This is a genomic window from Fictibacillus enclensis, from assembly GCF_030123385.1.
In the GTDB taxonomy this organism is placed as follows: domain Bacteria; phylum Bacillota; class Bacilli; order Bacillales; family Fictibacillaceae; genus Fictibacillus_C; species Fictibacillus_C enclensis.
This window is the reverse complement of sequence record NZ_CP126109.1, coordinates 711,498-727,299: the sequence shown is the minus strand read 5'-3', so window position 1 is coordinate 727,299 and position 15,802 is coordinate 711,498. Positions and strand designations below refer to the sequence as shown.

The 15,802-nt window shown below is 45.5% G+C and carries 18 protein-coding genes; 11 read left to right on the top strand and 7 right to left on the bottom strand.

Annotated features, from left to right (window positions below):
- The first annotated feature begins 26 nt into the window (after positions 1 to 26).
- The 3 genes from QNH15_RS03865 to bshB2 all read left to right on the top strand — a co-directional run bounded on the left by QNH15_RS03865 (position 27) and on the right by bshB2 (position 1,391).
- On the top strand, positions 27 to 224 hold the full coding sequence (locus tag QNH15_RS03865) for a YfhD family protein (RefSeq protein WP_061974417.1): 198 nt from the start codon (positions 27 to 29) through the stop codon (positions 222 to 224).
- 142 nt (positions 225 to 366) lie between these two features.
- The gene (locus QNH15_RS03860; RefSeq protein ID WP_283892731.1) at positions 367 to 717 is read left to right on the top strand and encodes a YojF family protein; all 351 of its coding nucleotides are present in this window, start codon (positions 367 to 369) and stop codon (positions 715 to 717) included.
- Positions 718 to 728: 11 nt separating this feature from the next.
- Complete coding sequence (bshB2, locus tag QNH15_RS03855; protein WP_283892729.1) at positions 729 to 1,391, top strand: bacillithiol biosynthesis deacetylase BshB2; 663 nt, start codon at positions 729 to 731, stop codon at positions 1,389 to 1,391.
- A gap of 85 nt (positions 1,392 to 1,476) precedes the next feature.
- Here bshB2 and QNH15_RS03850 read toward each other — a convergent pair whose 3' ends face one another.
- On the bottom strand, positions 1,477 to 1,845 hold the full coding sequence (locus QNH15_RS03850) for a DnaJ family domain-containing protein (RefSeq protein WP_430667124.1): 369 nt from the start codon (positions 1,843 to 1,845) through the stop codon (positions 1,477 to 1,479).
- 108 nt (positions 1,846 to 1,953) lie between these two features.
- On the opposite strand from QNH15_RS03850, the gene QNH15_RS03845 reads away from it, so the two are divergent.
- The 3 genes from QNH15_RS03845 to QNH15_RS03835 all read left to right on the top strand — a co-directional run bounded on the left by QNH15_RS03845 (position 1,954) and on the right by QNH15_RS03835 (position 3,150).
- Entirely contained in the window at positions 1,954 to 2,358 is a 405-nt protein-coding gene (locus tag QNH15_RS03845) for a hypothetical protein (protein WP_283892728.1), read from the top strand.
- Between the two features lie 286 nt (positions 2,359 to 2,644).
- On the top strand, positions 2,645 to 2,929 hold the full coding sequence (locus QNH15_RS03840) for a hypothetical protein (protein WP_283892726.1): 285 nt from the start codon (positions 2,645 to 2,647) through the stop codon (positions 2,927 to 2,929).
- Between the two features lie 65 nt (positions 2,930 to 2,994).
- Positions 2,995 to 3,150 carry a hypothetical protein gene (locus QNH15_RS03835; protein ID WP_283892724.1) on the top strand — a complete coding sequence of 52 codons (156 nt, stop codon included), beginning with the start codon at positions 2,995 to 2,997 and terminating at the stop codon, positions 3,148 to 3,150.
- Between the two features lie 32 nt (positions 3,151 to 3,182).
- On the opposite strand, the gene QNH15_RS03830 is transcribed toward QNH15_RS03835, so the two are convergent.
- Entirely contained in the window at positions 3,183 to 3,917 is a 735-nt protein-coding gene (locus tag QNH15_RS03830; protein ID WP_283892722.1) for a hypothetical protein, read from the bottom strand.
- A 123-nt stretch (positions 3,918 to 4,040) separates the two neighbouring features.
- On the opposite strand from QNH15_RS03830, the gene QNH15_RS03825 reads away from it, so the two are divergent.
- The 4 genes from QNH15_RS03825 (at position 4,041) to QNH15_RS03810 (ending at position 7,401) form a co-directional block, all read left to right on the top strand.
- Positions 4,041 to 5,645, top strand: coding sequence for an FMN-binding glutamate synthase family protein (locus QNH15_RS03825; RefSeq protein WP_283892721.1), 1,605 nt, complete (start codon positions 4,041 to 4,043; stop codon positions 5,643 to 5,645).
- 130 nt (positions 5,646 to 5,775) lie between these two features.
- The gene (locus QNH15_RS03820) at positions 5,776 to 6,063 is read left to right on the top strand and encodes an autorepressor SdpR family transcription factor (RefSeq protein WP_283892720.1); all 288 of its coding nucleotides are present in this window, start codon (positions 5,776 to 5,778) and stop codon (positions 6,061 to 6,063) included.
- Positions 6,060 to 6,710 carry an SdpI family protein gene (locus QNH15_RS03815; RefSeq protein ID WP_283892718.1) on the top strand — a complete coding sequence of 217 codons (651 nt, stop codon included), beginning with the start codon at positions 6,060 to 6,062 and terminating at the stop codon, positions 6,708 to 6,710. Before QNH15_RS03820 ends, QNH15_RS03815 begins: the two co-directional genes overlap by 4 nt.
- An 82-nt stretch (positions 6,711 to 6,792) precedes the next feature.
- Positions 6,793 to 7,401: a class I SAM-dependent methyltransferase gene (locus QNH15_RS03810; RefSeq protein WP_283892716.1), complete on the top strand. Its 609-nt coding sequence runs from the start codon at positions 6,793 to 6,795 to the stop codon at positions 7,399 to 7,401.
- Between the two features lie 692 nt (positions 7,402 to 8,093).
- Here QNH15_RS03810 and QNH15_RS03805 read toward each other — a convergent pair.
- Positions 8,094 to 8,291, bottom strand: coding sequence for a DUF2188 domain-containing protein (locus QNH15_RS03805; protein ID WP_283892715.1), 198 nt, complete (start codon positions 8,289 to 8,291; stop codon positions 8,094 to 8,096).
- Between the two features lie 157 nt (positions 8,292 to 8,448).
- On the opposite strand from QNH15_RS03805, the gene QNH15_RS03800 reads away from it, so the two are divergent.
- On the top strand, positions 8,449 to 10,005 hold the full coding sequence (locus tag QNH15_RS03800) for an ABC-F family ATP-binding cassette domain-containing protein (protein ID WP_283892713.1): 1,557 nt from the start codon (positions 8,449 to 8,451) through the stop codon (positions 10,003 to 10,005).
- Between the two features lie 422 nt (positions 10,006 to 10,427).
- Here the strand turns inward: QNH15_RS03800 and QNH15_RS03795 are convergent, their stop codons facing one another.
- The 4 genes from QNH15_RS03795 to pheA form a co-directional block, all read right to left on the bottom strand.
- Complete coding sequence (locus tag QNH15_RS03795; RefSeq protein WP_283892711.1) at positions 10,428 to 12,233, bottom strand: Xaa-Pro dipeptidyl-peptidase; 1,806 nt, start codon at positions 12,231 to 12,233, stop codon at positions 10,428 to 10,430.
- Between the two features lie 183 nt (positions 12,234 to 12,416).
- A complete protein-coding gene (locus tag QNH15_RS03790; RefSeq protein WP_430667123.1) occupies positions 12,417 to 13,586 on the bottom strand; it encodes an endonuclease in 1,170 nt (389 codons plus the stop codon).
- Between the two features lie 297 nt (positions 13,587 to 13,883).
- On the bottom strand, positions 13,884 to 14,837 hold the full coding sequence (locus QNH15_RS03785; RefSeq protein ID WP_283892709.1) for a DUF1835 domain-containing protein: 954 nt from the start codon (positions 14,835 to 14,837) through the stop codon (positions 13,884 to 13,886).
- Positions 14,838 to 14,846: 9 nt separating this feature from the next.
- A complete protein-coding gene (pheA, locus tag QNH15_RS03780) occupies positions 14,847 to 15,671 on the bottom strand; it encodes a prephenate dehydratase (RefSeq protein ID WP_283892707.1) in 825 nt (274 codons plus the stop codon).
- Positions 15,672 to 15,802: the final 131 nt, after the last annotated feature.

The window sequence follows — 15,802 nt, the reverse complement described above, 5'->3', positions numbered from 1 at the left end:
TACTTACAAGAAAAGGTGGGGTAACCATGGGCAGAGGCAACAGCCATAAACAACCGGCACGTGACAAAAATAAAGCAAAGCTTCCTCAAACACCGAAATACGAAATCGTTCATGACAATCAGGAAGCTGAGCTGGCAGAGGAACTGACTTCTCAATATGAACTAACATCGCCTCCGGGCTTCGAGCCGACAGAAGTGGTTCGTAAGGATGAAGGGAATAAATAAAAGGGTGAAAAGAGGAATTAAGCTTAACGAATTCCTCTTTTTTATGGGCAAAAACCCCTGTGGCGGTCAGGCAGTTTATTTAACGCTTTGGCAATAGTTCAAGTATAATGATTGAAAAGAAGCATATTGAGGAGGGAAAACCTTGCAGCCGATCACACTAGATACGGTTCAAAACGAGATCGACAAGTTTTTGAATCAGGATGTCTACCTACATTTGGAAACAACAAACGGAGCATACGCTTCTCACTTTAATCAGTCGTTCTTTTCAGTGGGCGCTTATATACGAAATGCAAAAGTGAATTTTGAGCGGGGAATTATCACAGGAGACAAAGCTCCTTACCGTGCTGGATTAAAAATTGAACTGGGATGGGTTTACGCTGAGGGCCTGACGCATTGGGAAGTAAACGAGGACGGACAGCTTTTGCTTGCCGGACATGATGCAGAAGGGAAACTGGCTGTTGCACTTCAGCTTAGCCCCCATCCGTTTGAATAGGAGGTTACCATATGTCACATGAACATGTTTTAGTCGTATTTCCGCACCCCGATGATGAAGCATTCGGGGTATCCGGCACCATCGCCATGAATACCGAAAAAGGAGTGCCTGTCACTTATGTGTGCCTCACTTTAGGAGAAATGGGCCGCAACATGGGGAATCCCCCCTTTGCCACTCGAGAATCCCTGCCGAAAATCAGAAAAAAAGAACTGCAGGCAGCTGCCGATTCACTGAACATTCAAGACCTCAGAATGTGGGGCTTGCGTGATAAAACCGTAGAGTTTGAGGATCCCAAAACATTAACGGCCAGGATCGGCAATGTGATTGATGAGCTGAAGCCTACATTGATCATTACCTTCTACCCCGGCTACAGTGTGCATCCGGATCATGAAGCAACAGGCCGGGCCGTTATCCGGGCAGTGGAACAGCTGCCGGAAGACCGGCGTCCCACTGTTCATTGCGTGGCATTCTCCAATGACTGCTACGAGATGCTTGGTGAACCTGATGTGGTCAATGATGTGAGCTCCGTATCACACCAAAAGCTTGAAGCAATCAAAGCCCACCGTTCGCAGACCGAATGGATCATCGCGGCGATGGCTGAAGAAAATCCGGAAAAAGTACCGGAAGTGCTCAAGCGGATCAACAAAGAGCAATTCTGGACCTATAAATTTTAACAGGCAATAAGCTGGCTTCTATGGGGCCAGCTTTTTTTATGCGACCAATCGGTAAAAACAAAAGCCCCCATATAACTGGGAGCGGTTAAAATTTTTTATGAATTTTATCTCTGTACGCTCCAAATGCAGAAGAACTGGACATCTTTCGCTTTTCCATCAACGAATTAAACCGCAGTGACTTCTCGGTCCATTTCTTTTTGAGCGTTTCTTTTTCCTCAGGGTCCTGGCAAAGGTCAATCAGATCCTGAATCGACATCATTTCTTTTTTCAACTGCACTTCTTCAGGAACATATCCTGCATTTTTCAGGATCTTGTAGCCCATTCTCAGTTCCTGGGGAACGGTGGAGAGATCTTCGAGTTCAAGCGGCTTCCCTTTCCCCGGCAAATGGTCCAAGTCTCCCTTTTGAATCGCATCCTTAATGCGCTGCTCAGCCATCATAAAGGCAAAATCCACACGCCAACTCCCCTTTCCAAAGAGTATTTACCACATTTTATTATACTACATCGTACTATTTTTTACTTAGCCGCATAAAGATGAAGTAAAAACCGAGGGGGTAAATGGATGGATTTAAAAGTGGGACAAGTTACCGAAGAGATGGTGTCACGTTTTCACGAGCTGAATCAGCTCTCGAAAGCCATTGATGCCGAACTTTCCGAGTTAAAAACCAAATTCAATGCTCATTTTGATTCTGTTCTTGGACAAAGCGAAAAGGGCGAAATTCGGTACGGAAACTATAAGCTGCAGCGGCAAATCCGCAAATCTGAAAGCTTTCATAACAATAAAACCGTTCAAAAGCTGGAAGAACTGAATCTTCAGGATTGCATTATCACAACCAAACAGCCAGATAAGCAAAAAATTGAAGCCGCCCTGACTCTCGGTCTGATCCCCTATGGAGAATTAGATGAGTGTGTACAGCGTAAAATCACGCCAGTCATTGTTGTAAAAGAAACGCCGACCGTTAAGTAAGAGCCCGGGATACGGGCTCTTATCTCCTAAATGACGTTAGCACCATGTCCCATCTACTAACCGGATGCGATCTCCGACAATATGTACCTCGTAAAACGGATGGGTATGATAATAAGCCAGCGTGAATAAAAGTCTTCTACTGCAGTCGCCAATTGACACATCTCCCCTTTTGCCGATCATTTTTCCATTATACCTGAAATTTATCTTTAACTTTTTTAAAGAGAGATGAATAGATTCATAGATTAGGGCAATACTGGTTGTAAATAAGCTTAAGGGGATGAGCTGAATGAACGTATATGAATACACAGTGATGAATGTTGTGATGGCTTTTGAGGAGAAAGACTTGAATATCATAGATGAACATTTGATGAAAGTTGCCTATAAAGTGGCAGATGATTTTACGAAAGAGCAAATTTCGGTTTCCTTGATCACCGCCATCGTGATGGATATTATGCCTGGCATTATACATATTGAAGCCGGCCCCCATGACTGGCAATTCGACCTCGACGGCAACTATATCGGAAATGGGATGTTCAACGATGTTTCCGTAGAGCTGGTGGGAATGGTTTAAAATATCGTCCATTGGCACATAATCTTTATGAAACGATATTCCAACCAAAGAAAGGATACTCCATTATGTCTCGCGGAAAAGAATTTGAACATAAGAAAAAAGGGCACCCGGGTAATTTTCCTGAAGGAAGCACAACTCCTGACCAAGGGAAAGAAAAAGCGGAAGTGGATTCGTATATCGTAACAAACGAAGCCTTCAAGAATCGAAAAGAAGAAGAATAACGATCAACCGCCGGCCAGATGCCGGCGGTTTTTTATGTTGCAAAAAAGGTTCGCAGTTTTTCATGCAGCGCTTCCTTTCTTTCCCTCAACTGCCGGTGCCGGTGGCCATTAGCCCCTGAAGGATGGGGAAAACCAAGCAAGCACTGTGACTCTTCAACCTTTCCTGCCCCGATAAAAATCCGAAGAACGTCTTCTACCGCTTTTCCGAGCGGAATGATCAATGGGCGTTCAAGCGGCAGGATATCTGTTTCTAATGTCTTTCTGGCATAGTTCATTAAAAACGGGCTTTTCTGGATGGGCGGATGGTACCCTGTATAATTTTTGCCGTTTGCAAACACAGGATATTTAATGAACGAAACGGTATGCAGCAACTGCCGCTCTTCTCCAAAAAGAGCAGCAGCGTCAGGAAAATCAAGAAATGAGGGAAGTCCGAGTTCGTCCAGCATCTGAATCAGATGGGTTCTCATGCTTCCTGAAAACTGGGCAGCTTTTTTTGCCGCTGTTACAATTTCTGCTGTGTCCTTCTTTTCTTCAAGAAGCCTTCTTGCTGTCCGGAAGGCGATTTCCATTTGCACCCACCCGGGAGTAATTCCAATAATCATGATTCTTCCGTTTTCATTCACCACTTCATTATGCGGAGAGTAAAACATTTCAAGGTGACCGCTTTTTTCCATCAGGAATGTGGAAGTCAACAAGTCTTCCTTACTGTATCGCTCTTTTACGGGCAAGGATAGGATCGCCCTTTGGTAGTGATCAAATAACCTCATTTGCCTCTCCTTTTATCCATCAATTTTTACCAGTATACCCGTTCTTTCTCTGGTTTTATTTTTACCATTCGTGGAAAAGGAATGATAGAGATTCTGTTCACAAAATTTGTAAGGAGGATTGTGATGAACATTCTATTTGATCTGGTTATTGCTTTACTTATCATTATTGGTATCATGCTTCTGGTTCCTCTTGTCTTCTTCATTTATTTATACATAAAAGACGACCGCCAAAAGCAGCATTCCATCCTTAGAAACTTCCCGGTGCTCGGGAAAGTCAGGTACTTCACAGAAAAGATAGGGCCGGAGCTCAGGCAATATCTGTATAACAATGACAATGAAGGAAAGCCTTTTTCACGCAAGGAATTTCAGGATGTTGTGAAGTCTGGAAAGTACAAAGACAGGCTGGTGGGCTTTGGTTCTCTAAGGGATTTCGGTGATGAGGGATTTTATATCCGCAATACCTTATTTCCTAAATTGAGAACCGAACTAAAAGTGGATAATGAGCCCAAGATCAGAACCAGAATTTATGTCGAGGAAGGTGATAACTTATTCTCCCGAAAAGAGCGCAGCGAGGAACGCCTTATTAACCCGGTATTTCTTACGGATGACAATGCCGTGATTCTTGGAGAACATACTTGCCGGCACCCGTTTAAGCTGAAAGGACTGATCGGCCAATCCGGCATGAGCTATGGCGCTCTCGGTGAAAACGCAATTACCGCTTTATCCAAAGGACTGGCCATGGCCGGAGGAACGTGGATGAATACTGGTGAAGGCGGACTGTCCCAATATCACCTTGCAGGCAAAACGGACATTATCTTTCAAATCGGTCCGGGTCTCTTTGGAGTAAGAAACCTGAATGGAGAATTTTCATGGGAAGCGTTTAAGAAAAAAAGTGAAATGGAACAGATCAAAGCGTTTGAACTCAAGCTTGCACAGGGGGCAAAAACACGCGGCGGCCATGTAGAGGGTGAAAAAGTGACCGAAGAAATCGCAAAAATACGTCTGGTGGAACCAGGAAAAACGATTAACAGCCCCAACCGCTTTAAAGAGTTCGACTCTCCGGCATCCCTTATTCACTTTGTCGAAGAATTAAGAAAAGTGTCCGGGAAACCCATTGGCATTAAAATTGTAGTAGGCGACCTGGATGCATTGGAAGAATTAGTGGCCTATATGAAAGAAAGCGGAGAAGGTCCTGATTTTATTACGGTTGATGGCGGTGAAGGCGGAACCGGAGCCACTTTCCAAGAACTGGCCGATACTGTCGGACTGCCGATCCAGTCCGCCCTTCCTATTGTCGATGAAATGCTCAAAGAATACGGCATACGAGACAGGGTCAAGCTCATTGCTTCAGGCAGGTTGATTACCCCTGACAAAATCGCCATTGCGCTGGCTATGGGCGCAGACCTGGTCAACATTGCCCGCGGATTCATGATCAGCGTGGGCTGCATCATGGCCCAGGTTTGCCATACGAATAACTGCCCTGTCGGGGTGGCAACCACCAACAAAAAGCTGCAGGACGGACTCATCGTCGATGAAAAGCAATACAGGGTCTGCAACTATCTGGTTTCGCTGAGGGAAGGTTTATTTAACCTTGCTGCAGCTGCAGGAATTGACTCCCCAACCAAGTTTGAACGAAAGCATATCGTTCATAAAGATAAGCTCGGCCGTGTGTTCCCGCTGGATGAAATTTTACACGCTGCAAAAAGAACCCAGCATCAAGAACATTAATAGTAAAAAAGGCAGCTCATCGCTGTCTTTTTTTTTGCAATTGTATCTCCGCCTATTTACAATTCCTTATTATTTGTATAGTATTTAGATAAACATCTAAATACTTTTTCTTCCAGAAAGGAGAGTTGCTGTGAACGAGGTGTTTAAGGCGTTAGCCGATCCCACCCGGCGCCAGATCCTGGATCTTCTCAAAAACAGGGATATGACAGCAGGTGAAATCGCTGATCATTTTCAAATGACTAAACCGACGATCTCCCATCATTTGAACACGCTCAAAAAAACAGAGCTTATCCAGGATGAAAAGCGAGGACAGTATGTTATCTATTCCATCAACACCACCGTGTTCCAAGACGTAATGAATTGGTTCTTCGGTGTTATGCAAAGCAATCCTATTCATAAAGGAGAGAATGAAAAATGAAAAAACATGCCTTTCCCATTTTAATCATTCTTGCTGCAGCAGCTATTTGGCTCGTATTCTATTCGCAGCTTCCTTCCCAATTGCCCATCCATTGGGGCCCGAACGGCGAGGCTGATGGATATGCCGCCAAATTTTCAGCCATGGCCATAAGCCTCGGGCTCTTGATTTTTGTTTATCTGACTCTTTACTTTTTACCGAGAATTGATCCAAAGCGAGAGAACTACAAAAAATTTTCCCGCAGCTATTTCGCCATTAATTATTGCCTGATGGCCCTGTTTTTTGTCATTAATCTCATGATTATTGGTTCAGGACTCGGGTACTCCCCTTCCATGAAACTCATTATGCCGATCATACTCGGCTTTCTGTTTATTATTCTTGGAAACTATATGCAGCAGGTCAAACAAAACTGGTTCTTTGGGATTAAAACCCCCTGGACCCTTTCGGATGAAGAAGTTTGGAAGAAGACCCACCGGTTCAGTGCCAAGCTCTTTTTCGCAACGGGAATCATTATTATCCTTTCGTTGCTTGCTCCCTCCGAATGGAGAAGCTATTTGATCTTTCCTGTAATCGTCGTTTCGTCTCTTTTGTCTATTGCTTCATCTTACTACTTTTTCAAAAAAAATCAGAACTACACCAATAACCTGTAACATTGCTCACATTCCAAACTTTTTGAATCGCTCCCTTTTGGGTACATTGAATATTGAATTCTTAAAAATGGGAGCGTGCCGTATGAGCATTCGAAAAAAGATATCAGAGCAGTTTGAAAAACCGGAGGGATTGCTTGGCAAGCTTGCCGGTAAAATCATGTCCAATGAAAACAAAGAATTAAACGAAAAAACGATTTCCATGCTAAAGCCCAAAAACGATGACGATCTGCTTGAAGTGGGTTTCGGCCCCGGCGTTGGCATTGAATATGTGTGCAGCACCTACCCTTCCTGCCATGTTGTTGGTTTTGACGTCTCAGAGGAAATGAAAAAACAGGCCGCCGCACGAAATGAGGAATATATCAATGAAGGACGCGTGCAACTGTTTCACGGTCCCATTGCCTCGGCTGAGAAATCCATGCAGTTTGACGGTGTCTATTCCGTCAACTCGATCCTTATTTGGAAAGATCCCATTGCCGACCTTACAACGATCCAGCAGTTAATGAAGCCCGGAGCACGCATCGCCATAACCCTTCAGCCTCATGAAAAAGGTGCAGATGATGAAACAACAGAAGAAATCAGCAAGATCATTGCATTGTATTTAAAAGAAGCCAACTTTGAACAAATCACTGAGACCATTTTGGACTTAAAGCCCGTGGATGCGGTGATTGTTACGGCAGTCAATCCAGTCTAAAAAAGTTTTAAAATTTATTGTAAATCATGTTTTAATTCTGGATGAGCGGGAAAACAAACTATGCAACACTATATCAACCATATGGAGGGAATTGTGATGAGTAAGAACAATCGTTCCGAAACATCCAATGAGCCAAGAGATGGACCGAAATAGTGAATGCATGACAGAAATAAAGTAACAAAAAGCAAGAAGAATTTAGCCACACCGTTTTATGATTCAAAAAGTCAGCTCTATGTAAGATGCATTGCGCATTACTAAGTCATATACTGGAGGGTTTGCAATGGGTAAGAACGTTTACAGTTCCGAGACATGCAATGATCCAAGAGATGGACCTAGTAGTACTTGTAAGTGTGTAAGAGCGATTTAAGCAAATGATTAAAAGGAAGTAAAGCAAGTAAAAGCATTGTACGGATGAAAGACGTGTGCAACTTTTTACGAAAATCGAATAAACACTATTCAGACCCAAATTGGAGTGATTTGTCATGGAGCGGAATGAATAGGTTCCGAACCTTGCGAAGAACTAAAAGATGGATCTAATGGTGGAAATGTGAAAGAAATGTAAGTTTGTAGGACGAATGGAACGCAAGAAACCACGTACGTTGAAGAAGAAGCATTAAGATTGAAGGAGTCTTGGTCCCAAGGCTCCTTTTTTTGTGTCAAAAAACCCCTTTCAACACGAAAGGGGTTTTCTCTTAAAATGATTTTTTTTCCTCAATCTCCAGCTTCGAATCATACACAAGCACCCTGCTCGGTGAATCTTCTTTTGCCAGCCTTTCCGCTTCGGCAATCGCTTCTGCGCGGCTTGGATAGGTTTCTGTAGGCGCCACATCCTGAATTTTTACAATCCAGCCATTGACTCCTTTATCAGGTACTACACTGTAGTCATTCATATTGGCAATCCTCCTTTGGCTTGGTACAGTAAAAGTTTCCCATCCTCCCTGTCAATCAAACATTATTTGAAAAATCCTTCTGAAACATTGAGTTTCCCCCGCCAAACGTACTATAATCAAATGGTGAATCGTAACAAACAAGAAAAGGTGCATATAGATGAGTGTATTAGCAGTAAAAGATTTGAGCCACGGTTTTGGTGACCGTGCCATTTTTAATAACGTTTCCTTTCGTCTTTTAAAAGGAGAGCATGTAGGTTTAATTGGAGCAAACGGTGAAGGTAAATCAACCTTCATGAACATTATTACCGGCAAACTTCAGCCAGATGAAGGCAAGGTGGAATGGGCCAGAAAGGTCCGCGTTGGATACCTTGACCAGCATACTGTCCTTGAGCAGGGCATGAGCATTCGTGATGTTCTCAAAAGCGCGTTCCAGTATCTGTTTGATGTTGAAGCGGAAATGAACGGCATGTATGAAAAAATGGGAGAAGCGACTCCCGAAGAGCTTGAAAAACTTCTTGAGGATGTCGGTGTTCTTCAGGATACACTGACCAACAATGACTTTTATGTCATTGATGCAAAGGTAGAAGAAATTGCACGCGGTCTTGGTTTGGATGACATTGGTCTCGATCGTGATGTACATGAACTGTCCGGCGGGCAGCGTACGAAAGTCCTTCTTGCCAAGCTCTTACTTGAAAAACCTGAAATTCTCCTTCTGGATGAGCCGACCAACTACCTTGATGAACAGCATATCGAGTGGCTGAAGCGATATCTTCAGGAATATGACAACGCGTTTATCCTGATCTCGCATGATATTCCATTTTTAAATAGTGTTATTAATTTAATCTACCATATGGAAAATCAAGAGCTTAACCGCTATGTCGGAGATTACGACAACTTCCAGAACATCCATGCCGCGAAGAAGCAGCAGCTTGAAGCGGCTTACAAGCGACAGCAGCAGGAAATTTCCGAACTGAAGGATTTTGTTGCGCGAAACAAAGCCCGTGTTTCCACACGTAACATGGCCATGTCCCGCCAAAAGAAGCTGGATAAGATGGACGTTATCGAATTGGCCAAGGAAAAACCGAAACCGGAATTCAACTTTAAGGAAGCGCGAACGTCAGGAAAGCTGATCTTTGAAACCAAAGACCTTGTCATCGGTTATGACGAACCGCTTTCCCGTCCGCTGGATCTCCGCATGGAGCGCGGACAGAAAATCGCGCTCGTTGGGGCAAACGGAATCGGTAAAACCACCTTGCTCAGAAGCATTCTCGGCGAAATCAAGCCGATTTCCGGAACCGTTGAACAGGGTGAATATCTTCATATTGGATATTTTGAACAGGAAATCAAAAGCACCAACAATAATACATGTATCGATGAAGTTTGGAATGAATTCCCTTCCTTCAATATGCATGAAGTGCGTTCAGCGCTGGCAAAGTGCGGCCTGACCACCAAACACATTGAAAGCAAGGTGCAGGTGCTGAGCGGCGGCGAAAAAGCAAAGGTGCGCCTCTGCAAACTGATCAACAATGAGACCAACCTTCTGGTTCTCGATGAGCCGACCAACCACCTGGATGTGGATGCGAAGGATGAACTTAAACGTGCCTTAAAGGCTTATAAAGGAAGCATCCTTCTCATTTCCCACGAACCGGAATTTTACCGTGACGTGGTAACCGAAGTCTGGAACTGTGAAGACTGGACAACCAAAGTATTTTAATCATAGAGAAAAAGGAGCTGTCCTGAAAGTCAAAAATTGACCTTCAGGCAGCTCCTTTTTGCGTAAAAAGCTTCCTGGAAAGTTGATTGTAGTGGAAGGCGCGAGATCCTCGAAAATGAAAATCACATTTTCTTCGTGCGATGCACCGCTGCCGCAGCGTTCCTTGTCCTGTGGGACTAGCGTGACAGGTGAGACTAAGTAGGTGCTAGCACCGGTACCGCAGGCGCGTGCGCCAAAAAGTAGGCGTTCACGCCGGTAAAGTAGGCGTTCACGCCGGTAAAGTAGGCGTTCACGCCGGTAAGGCTCACCGCACGCCCCACGAAAGTAGGCGCTCGCGCCGGTAAAAGCGAGCGGCCTGGAACGAAAATCAACGGCTTCCAGACTTCTTGGATAGCCCCTTTTTTCACTTTCTCACCTTGTCTTTATTGAAGCGCTTTGCTTCCTCCGGTTACCGGAAGGATCATTTTACTTTTCAGCGGATCCACTGTAATGACTGTGCCCGCCGATGGCCTTAGGGTGTAGTTATAATCGCTCGACACTAACACCAATCCCAGACGGTGCCCTTTTTGGATCACATAATCATCCGGCTGCATTTCCCATGCAAACGTATATTGCTTGCCGGGCTTTAATGCTTTGGAACGGGAATCAGATTTGAGATTTTGCGGATCCAGCCATCCGCGTGTTACAATTTCCGTTTTCTCTGGTCCATAATCAACCAGCAAGGCCGTGAGATTGGCTACGGGACGATCAATGCTTGCTGCCAATTTCACTTTCGGAGTACCGCTGATTCTGACATCTTTTCGCAGCTCTGGTGTCAGATACGCCAACCGGTTTAACGAATTTGTTTTCGGGTTCAGAACAAGGTCCTCTGACTTTTGTGTCGCATCATCCACTAACTTCTGGCTCAGCTTTTTCTCCTGTTTAATTGGCAGCTTGGAAAGGACTCCAGGGCGAAGATGCAGCGAAACCGGCTTTGTTTTTTCTGCCGGCCAGCTGTTTTCGGTTTGCCACTGCTTGTCTTCCCGCTGAATATCGACTTCAGGTTCCTCCATAATGTCATTCTTCACATCATACAGCCAGTAATCAAACCATTTATTTAGCGTAGGCAGCCATACGTCCCGTCTGAAACTGTACGGGTTGGCATGTGCTCCCTGATGCAGCCAAAGCTTGCGCGGGACATCATTTTCGCCAAGTGCTTTCCACCACTGCGCGAACTGTTTGGTCTTTACATTCCAATCATTCAACCCATGCACAACAAAAACGCTCGCTTTTACCTTGTCCGCATTTTTCACATAGTCACGGTGAGACCAGTAATCATTGTAGTCTCCCGTTTTACGGTCCTGACCCTCTGTCAATTCTTTCATCACATCACGGCAAACCTCAGGATTGGCACGGGTTAAAATCGCTTCTGCCATGTTATCCGTGTCTTCCCCCGGATAGCCGCCAGGAGCGATCACCGCACCGTTTCCTCTGTAATAGTCATACCAGGAGCTGATGGCCGCAATCGGAACAATCGTTTTCAGTCCCTCTACCCCAGTTCCCGCTACCGCGTTGGGAAGCGTGCCGTTATACGAAACACCGGTCATCCCGACGTTGCCCGTTGTCCAGTCGGCCTTCACTTCTTTTCCATCTTCCGTATAGGCCTTGGCTCTTCCGTTCAGCCAGTCGATCACCGCTTTTGTTCCTTCCATTTCCCGCTCATCGCCTGTTGTCGGGCATCCTTCCGATAATCCTGTGCCGATGCTCTCTGCCAGCACCACACCGTATCCTCTGGGAACAAAATAATCATCGTAATAACCCGGCAGGTTGGCAGCACTCGCTTCTGGCGCCGGTTTACCCTCCCGGTCGCCGTTTCCGCCCTTTTTCGGAACAGCATACAATTCGGTGTTCACATCATAGACCGGTACATTCTTCAAGCCAGCGCGATAGGGGCTCATTTCATAGATCACCGGTACTTTGAGCCCTTCTTCCGTTTCTTTTGGCCGGATGATATCCGCATGCACCCGGTCCAGCTTTCCGTCCCTGTCGCTATCAATCTTTGTTTCTATGAAAACCTTCTCCGTGATTGCGTCATCCAATGAATAAACCGGCTGTGTCATTCCGTTTTTCACCACCGGATGCTGAACGTCCGCCTCTGTGCTATGTACTGTTTTTTGCACATTGGCCCCCATCAACAAGGGCAGAAGTAAAGCTGAACACAAGGTAACCGAAAGCGACTTTCTCACCAATAGATCTCCTCCTTTTTTTAAAAAATGACTGACTCTGCTGTATCTTCATCATAACTGAAAAGGAGAGGTTAATTAGCAGCTGTTAAACAAAAATGGATAAAACAGGAATTTGTTACCATTCTATTTTTTCGAGATGCAACCTTTGGCCCAAATAAAAAAGGCTCACAATTGTGAGCCCGCTCCTTATTGCCAGATGACATCCGCGTATTCCGGATGATCGATAAATGGATTTCGGTTATGCTGATAATCATTGTATATCACATCGTTGCGGTGGCGTTCCATACTGTCCACCGGATCTTGGTCGTTCCATTGCAGAAGAACAGACATTTTACCGATATAAGGGGCTGATCCATTGTTCACATTGTTATTCATTTCAAGATCCGGCTCACCGGAATCGCCTTCATAGCGGACCGCCATATAAAAAATCATTCGCGCCACATCACCCTTAACCGCATCTCTCGGCTCCCACGAGTCGCTGTCCGAATAATTCCCTTTCGCTTCAGAATTTTCTGTTCCGCCGTTGTCAAAATCAAGATTGCCTCTGGAGCTGTTTACCGATACATCGGTCGCGCGAAGGTGATGAAGATCGGTGCCCGGCCCCATTGAGGTTCCAAAATCACCGTGCGATTTCGCCCAGACATGCTCGCGGTTCCAGTCGTCCACACCGCCTCCATTTGTCGTTTTGCTTTGGGATCGGCCGGTATATAAAAGGATCACATTGTTTTTGTTGTTCGGATCTTCATCCGTATGGCGGAGTGCATCCCAGACCGCATCATACGAAATCTCTGTGTGATCATCGATAATGTTATGAAGCGCGCTCTTTAACGCCGCTCCTGTTTTTCCTTGTGCACTGTCGTAATACGAGCCCGTATCGGCTGGCGGCGGATCAGACGGTGTTCCTCCGCCTCCCGTTTCCATCGAGGTAACGTTTTTCACACCGGCATGGGTAAAGTAGGACGTTAAATAACCGGTCACCTTTACCTTAGTGCCTTTCAATCCGGGATTGCTCTGCAGACCAAACTGGCTGCGATACGAGGATGGTACTTGAACATAAACCATTTTGGATGTCGCTGTTTCCCCAGCTGCATCTGCCAGGGCAATGGCATAATCACTTGGATAATTGCTGGTTACAACTGTTGATGAAGCTGTTGGCTGTCCTGTCACGTACCCCTGTACGGTCTTTAGTGTGTTGCTTTGATTGGCTATCGCCTGTGACACCGTGTACGGTGATGACGCCGAGCCATCTCCTGCTGCATTCAGTGTGGGAACGAAAGTCAAACTTCCAATGACCATGGTTAAAACAAGTGATAAAAGAAAGACCAGTTTTATACTTTTAACCGGTTGACCTTTCATATGGATACCCTCCCGTATCTCATCCATTGGACATACTGACTGAAGTTTTGGTTCCTTGCTGAAAAAGCAGCATCATGTATGATGAATATAGTTTTATCTTAAAAGACTTCTGTTAATTCCATTTTACAAAGTTGTAAAACATTCACACAGTTACCAAAGAAGGAATTATTTAAGAGACAAAACCGCACCTTTTGGCACGGCGTGAAGAGGAATGGGTTTTGCGGGCAAGTTTATTAGTTTTCCGGGCAAGTGCCAAAAACCACAAAAAAAAAACCAGGACTAGCATCCTGGCTCCTTTCACGTGCGTTTATCTATAATCTTTTCTCCATCCCAGCGCCACTCGCCATGCTGCACAGCTGCACCGCCGAGCCACCATTCGCTCGCGGCATAGTCGAAGCGGTCTTCTCGTTCCATAAGAACTTCAATGCCCTCATAGGTCAGCTCCAAAACGGCTTCCTCCGGTTCAGCATCATAGCTCGGCAGCGTGCCCTCCGTGAGTCTGAGCAGAGGCTTCAAATGATCGAGGATAGCTGCAAAATGCAAATCGCTGAGCCCGTCGTCTGATTGTTGTGCCGTTACGTTTTGATAGAGTTCTGTAAAGGAACCGATCCCCTCATGAATCAGCTGAAATATGTGCTCCTCCACTTCATTCAACCCATTTTTCTCCGATGGAAAATAGGTGAGATGCCTCCACAACGCACGTTTCGTGTAAGGAAGACTGCATTCCCCCTGCAGCAGCCAGTGCACCAAGTCCCGCGGGTCATCCGATGCATAGGCATTCCAGCCAAGTTCAGCTTCTTGCATTTGTTTTTCAGTAATCGGGATGCGGTCTGTATGCAGTGCTGTCAGCTGGGATGCTGTCAGCTGCCCCAATCCGAAAAATGGGTCGATGCCAGGATACGCATCGGCCGTCACCGTATATAGATTGGTTAATCCGCGTTCTTTCAAAGATTTCAGCAAATAGAGCAGCATGGTTTGGTCATAACGGTCATGCTCAAACCAGAGCGTGATGTCGGCATCGATAGGAATGGAACGGAGCTCCTGTTCCTGCTGCCGGCACGTATTAAGAAACAGCTCATTGGGCAGGCCAAGCATATTTTCAAAGAATGCAGCCCGTTTCTTTAGCAATCTATCATTCATATCAGGGTCAACAGGACCCAAGTCATACATTTCCCGCCAGATGATCATGTCACCTTCAAGATCAGTCAACTTATTTCCAACCAAGTCACCATTGACAATATGAACTTTCATGCCATCCCCCTAATCCAGCTTTGTGGCAGTGAAGCTGCCCAGAATATTAACTTCGTGTCCATAGGTTTGCAATACAGCAACCGCTTTTTCGATCAATGGATTCTGTACTCCAAAACCAGCCTCCAGGAAAAATTGATAAGCGCCCAGCTTCTTTTTGGTGGGCCTTGATTCGATCCAGGTCAAGTTGATGTTCAATGCTGAAAACACATTCAGAATGGAAGACAGCACCCCGGTATATTCATCGCTCGGAATCACCTGAAGCATCGTTTTCCTTGCATCAGCCGGTGCCTTTTTGTCTTTGGTCACGACCACAAAACGGGTTTGATTTTCATAGCTTTCTTCAATATTCCGGCGTACCTTTACTAAACCAAACAAATCCCCTGCATACGCGGAGGCCACTGCAGCCACATCATTCCGTCCGGCTTCGCGGATCGCCGCCGCTGCAGAAGCTGTGCTGTCAAAGTGCCGCGTTTTCACCTTCAGACTTCTTATGTATTCCCTGCACTGCGCAAGAGCCGGAGGAATCGACCAAACCTCCTGAATATCCTCCTCCTTTGTACCTTGAGTGCCAAGCAAATGAAGAGATACCGGAAGAATGACCTCGCCAGCGATATATAAATCATTTACAAGCAAGCTGTCCACGGTCATGTTAATGGTTCCTTCAATCGCATTTTCGATGGGTGCAATCCCCCAATCGGCCAGTCCGTCTCCTACTGCCTCAAGCACTTCAGGCACCGAATCACACATATGCCAGTCTATCTGCTTGTCTTTAAAATAACGATGAGCTGCTTCTTCAGAAAATGTGCCATGAGGCCCCAAATATGCCACTTTCATTGCCAAAACTCCTCTTTTGATGTTTCATTTACGGAAACTTTTCTGAGGATTATACCATGTTAGGGAAAGAATAACCATAGGTGTCCGGCGGTTCGCATTAAACAGGGCCTATAGAACCTGCTAGTCGGCAT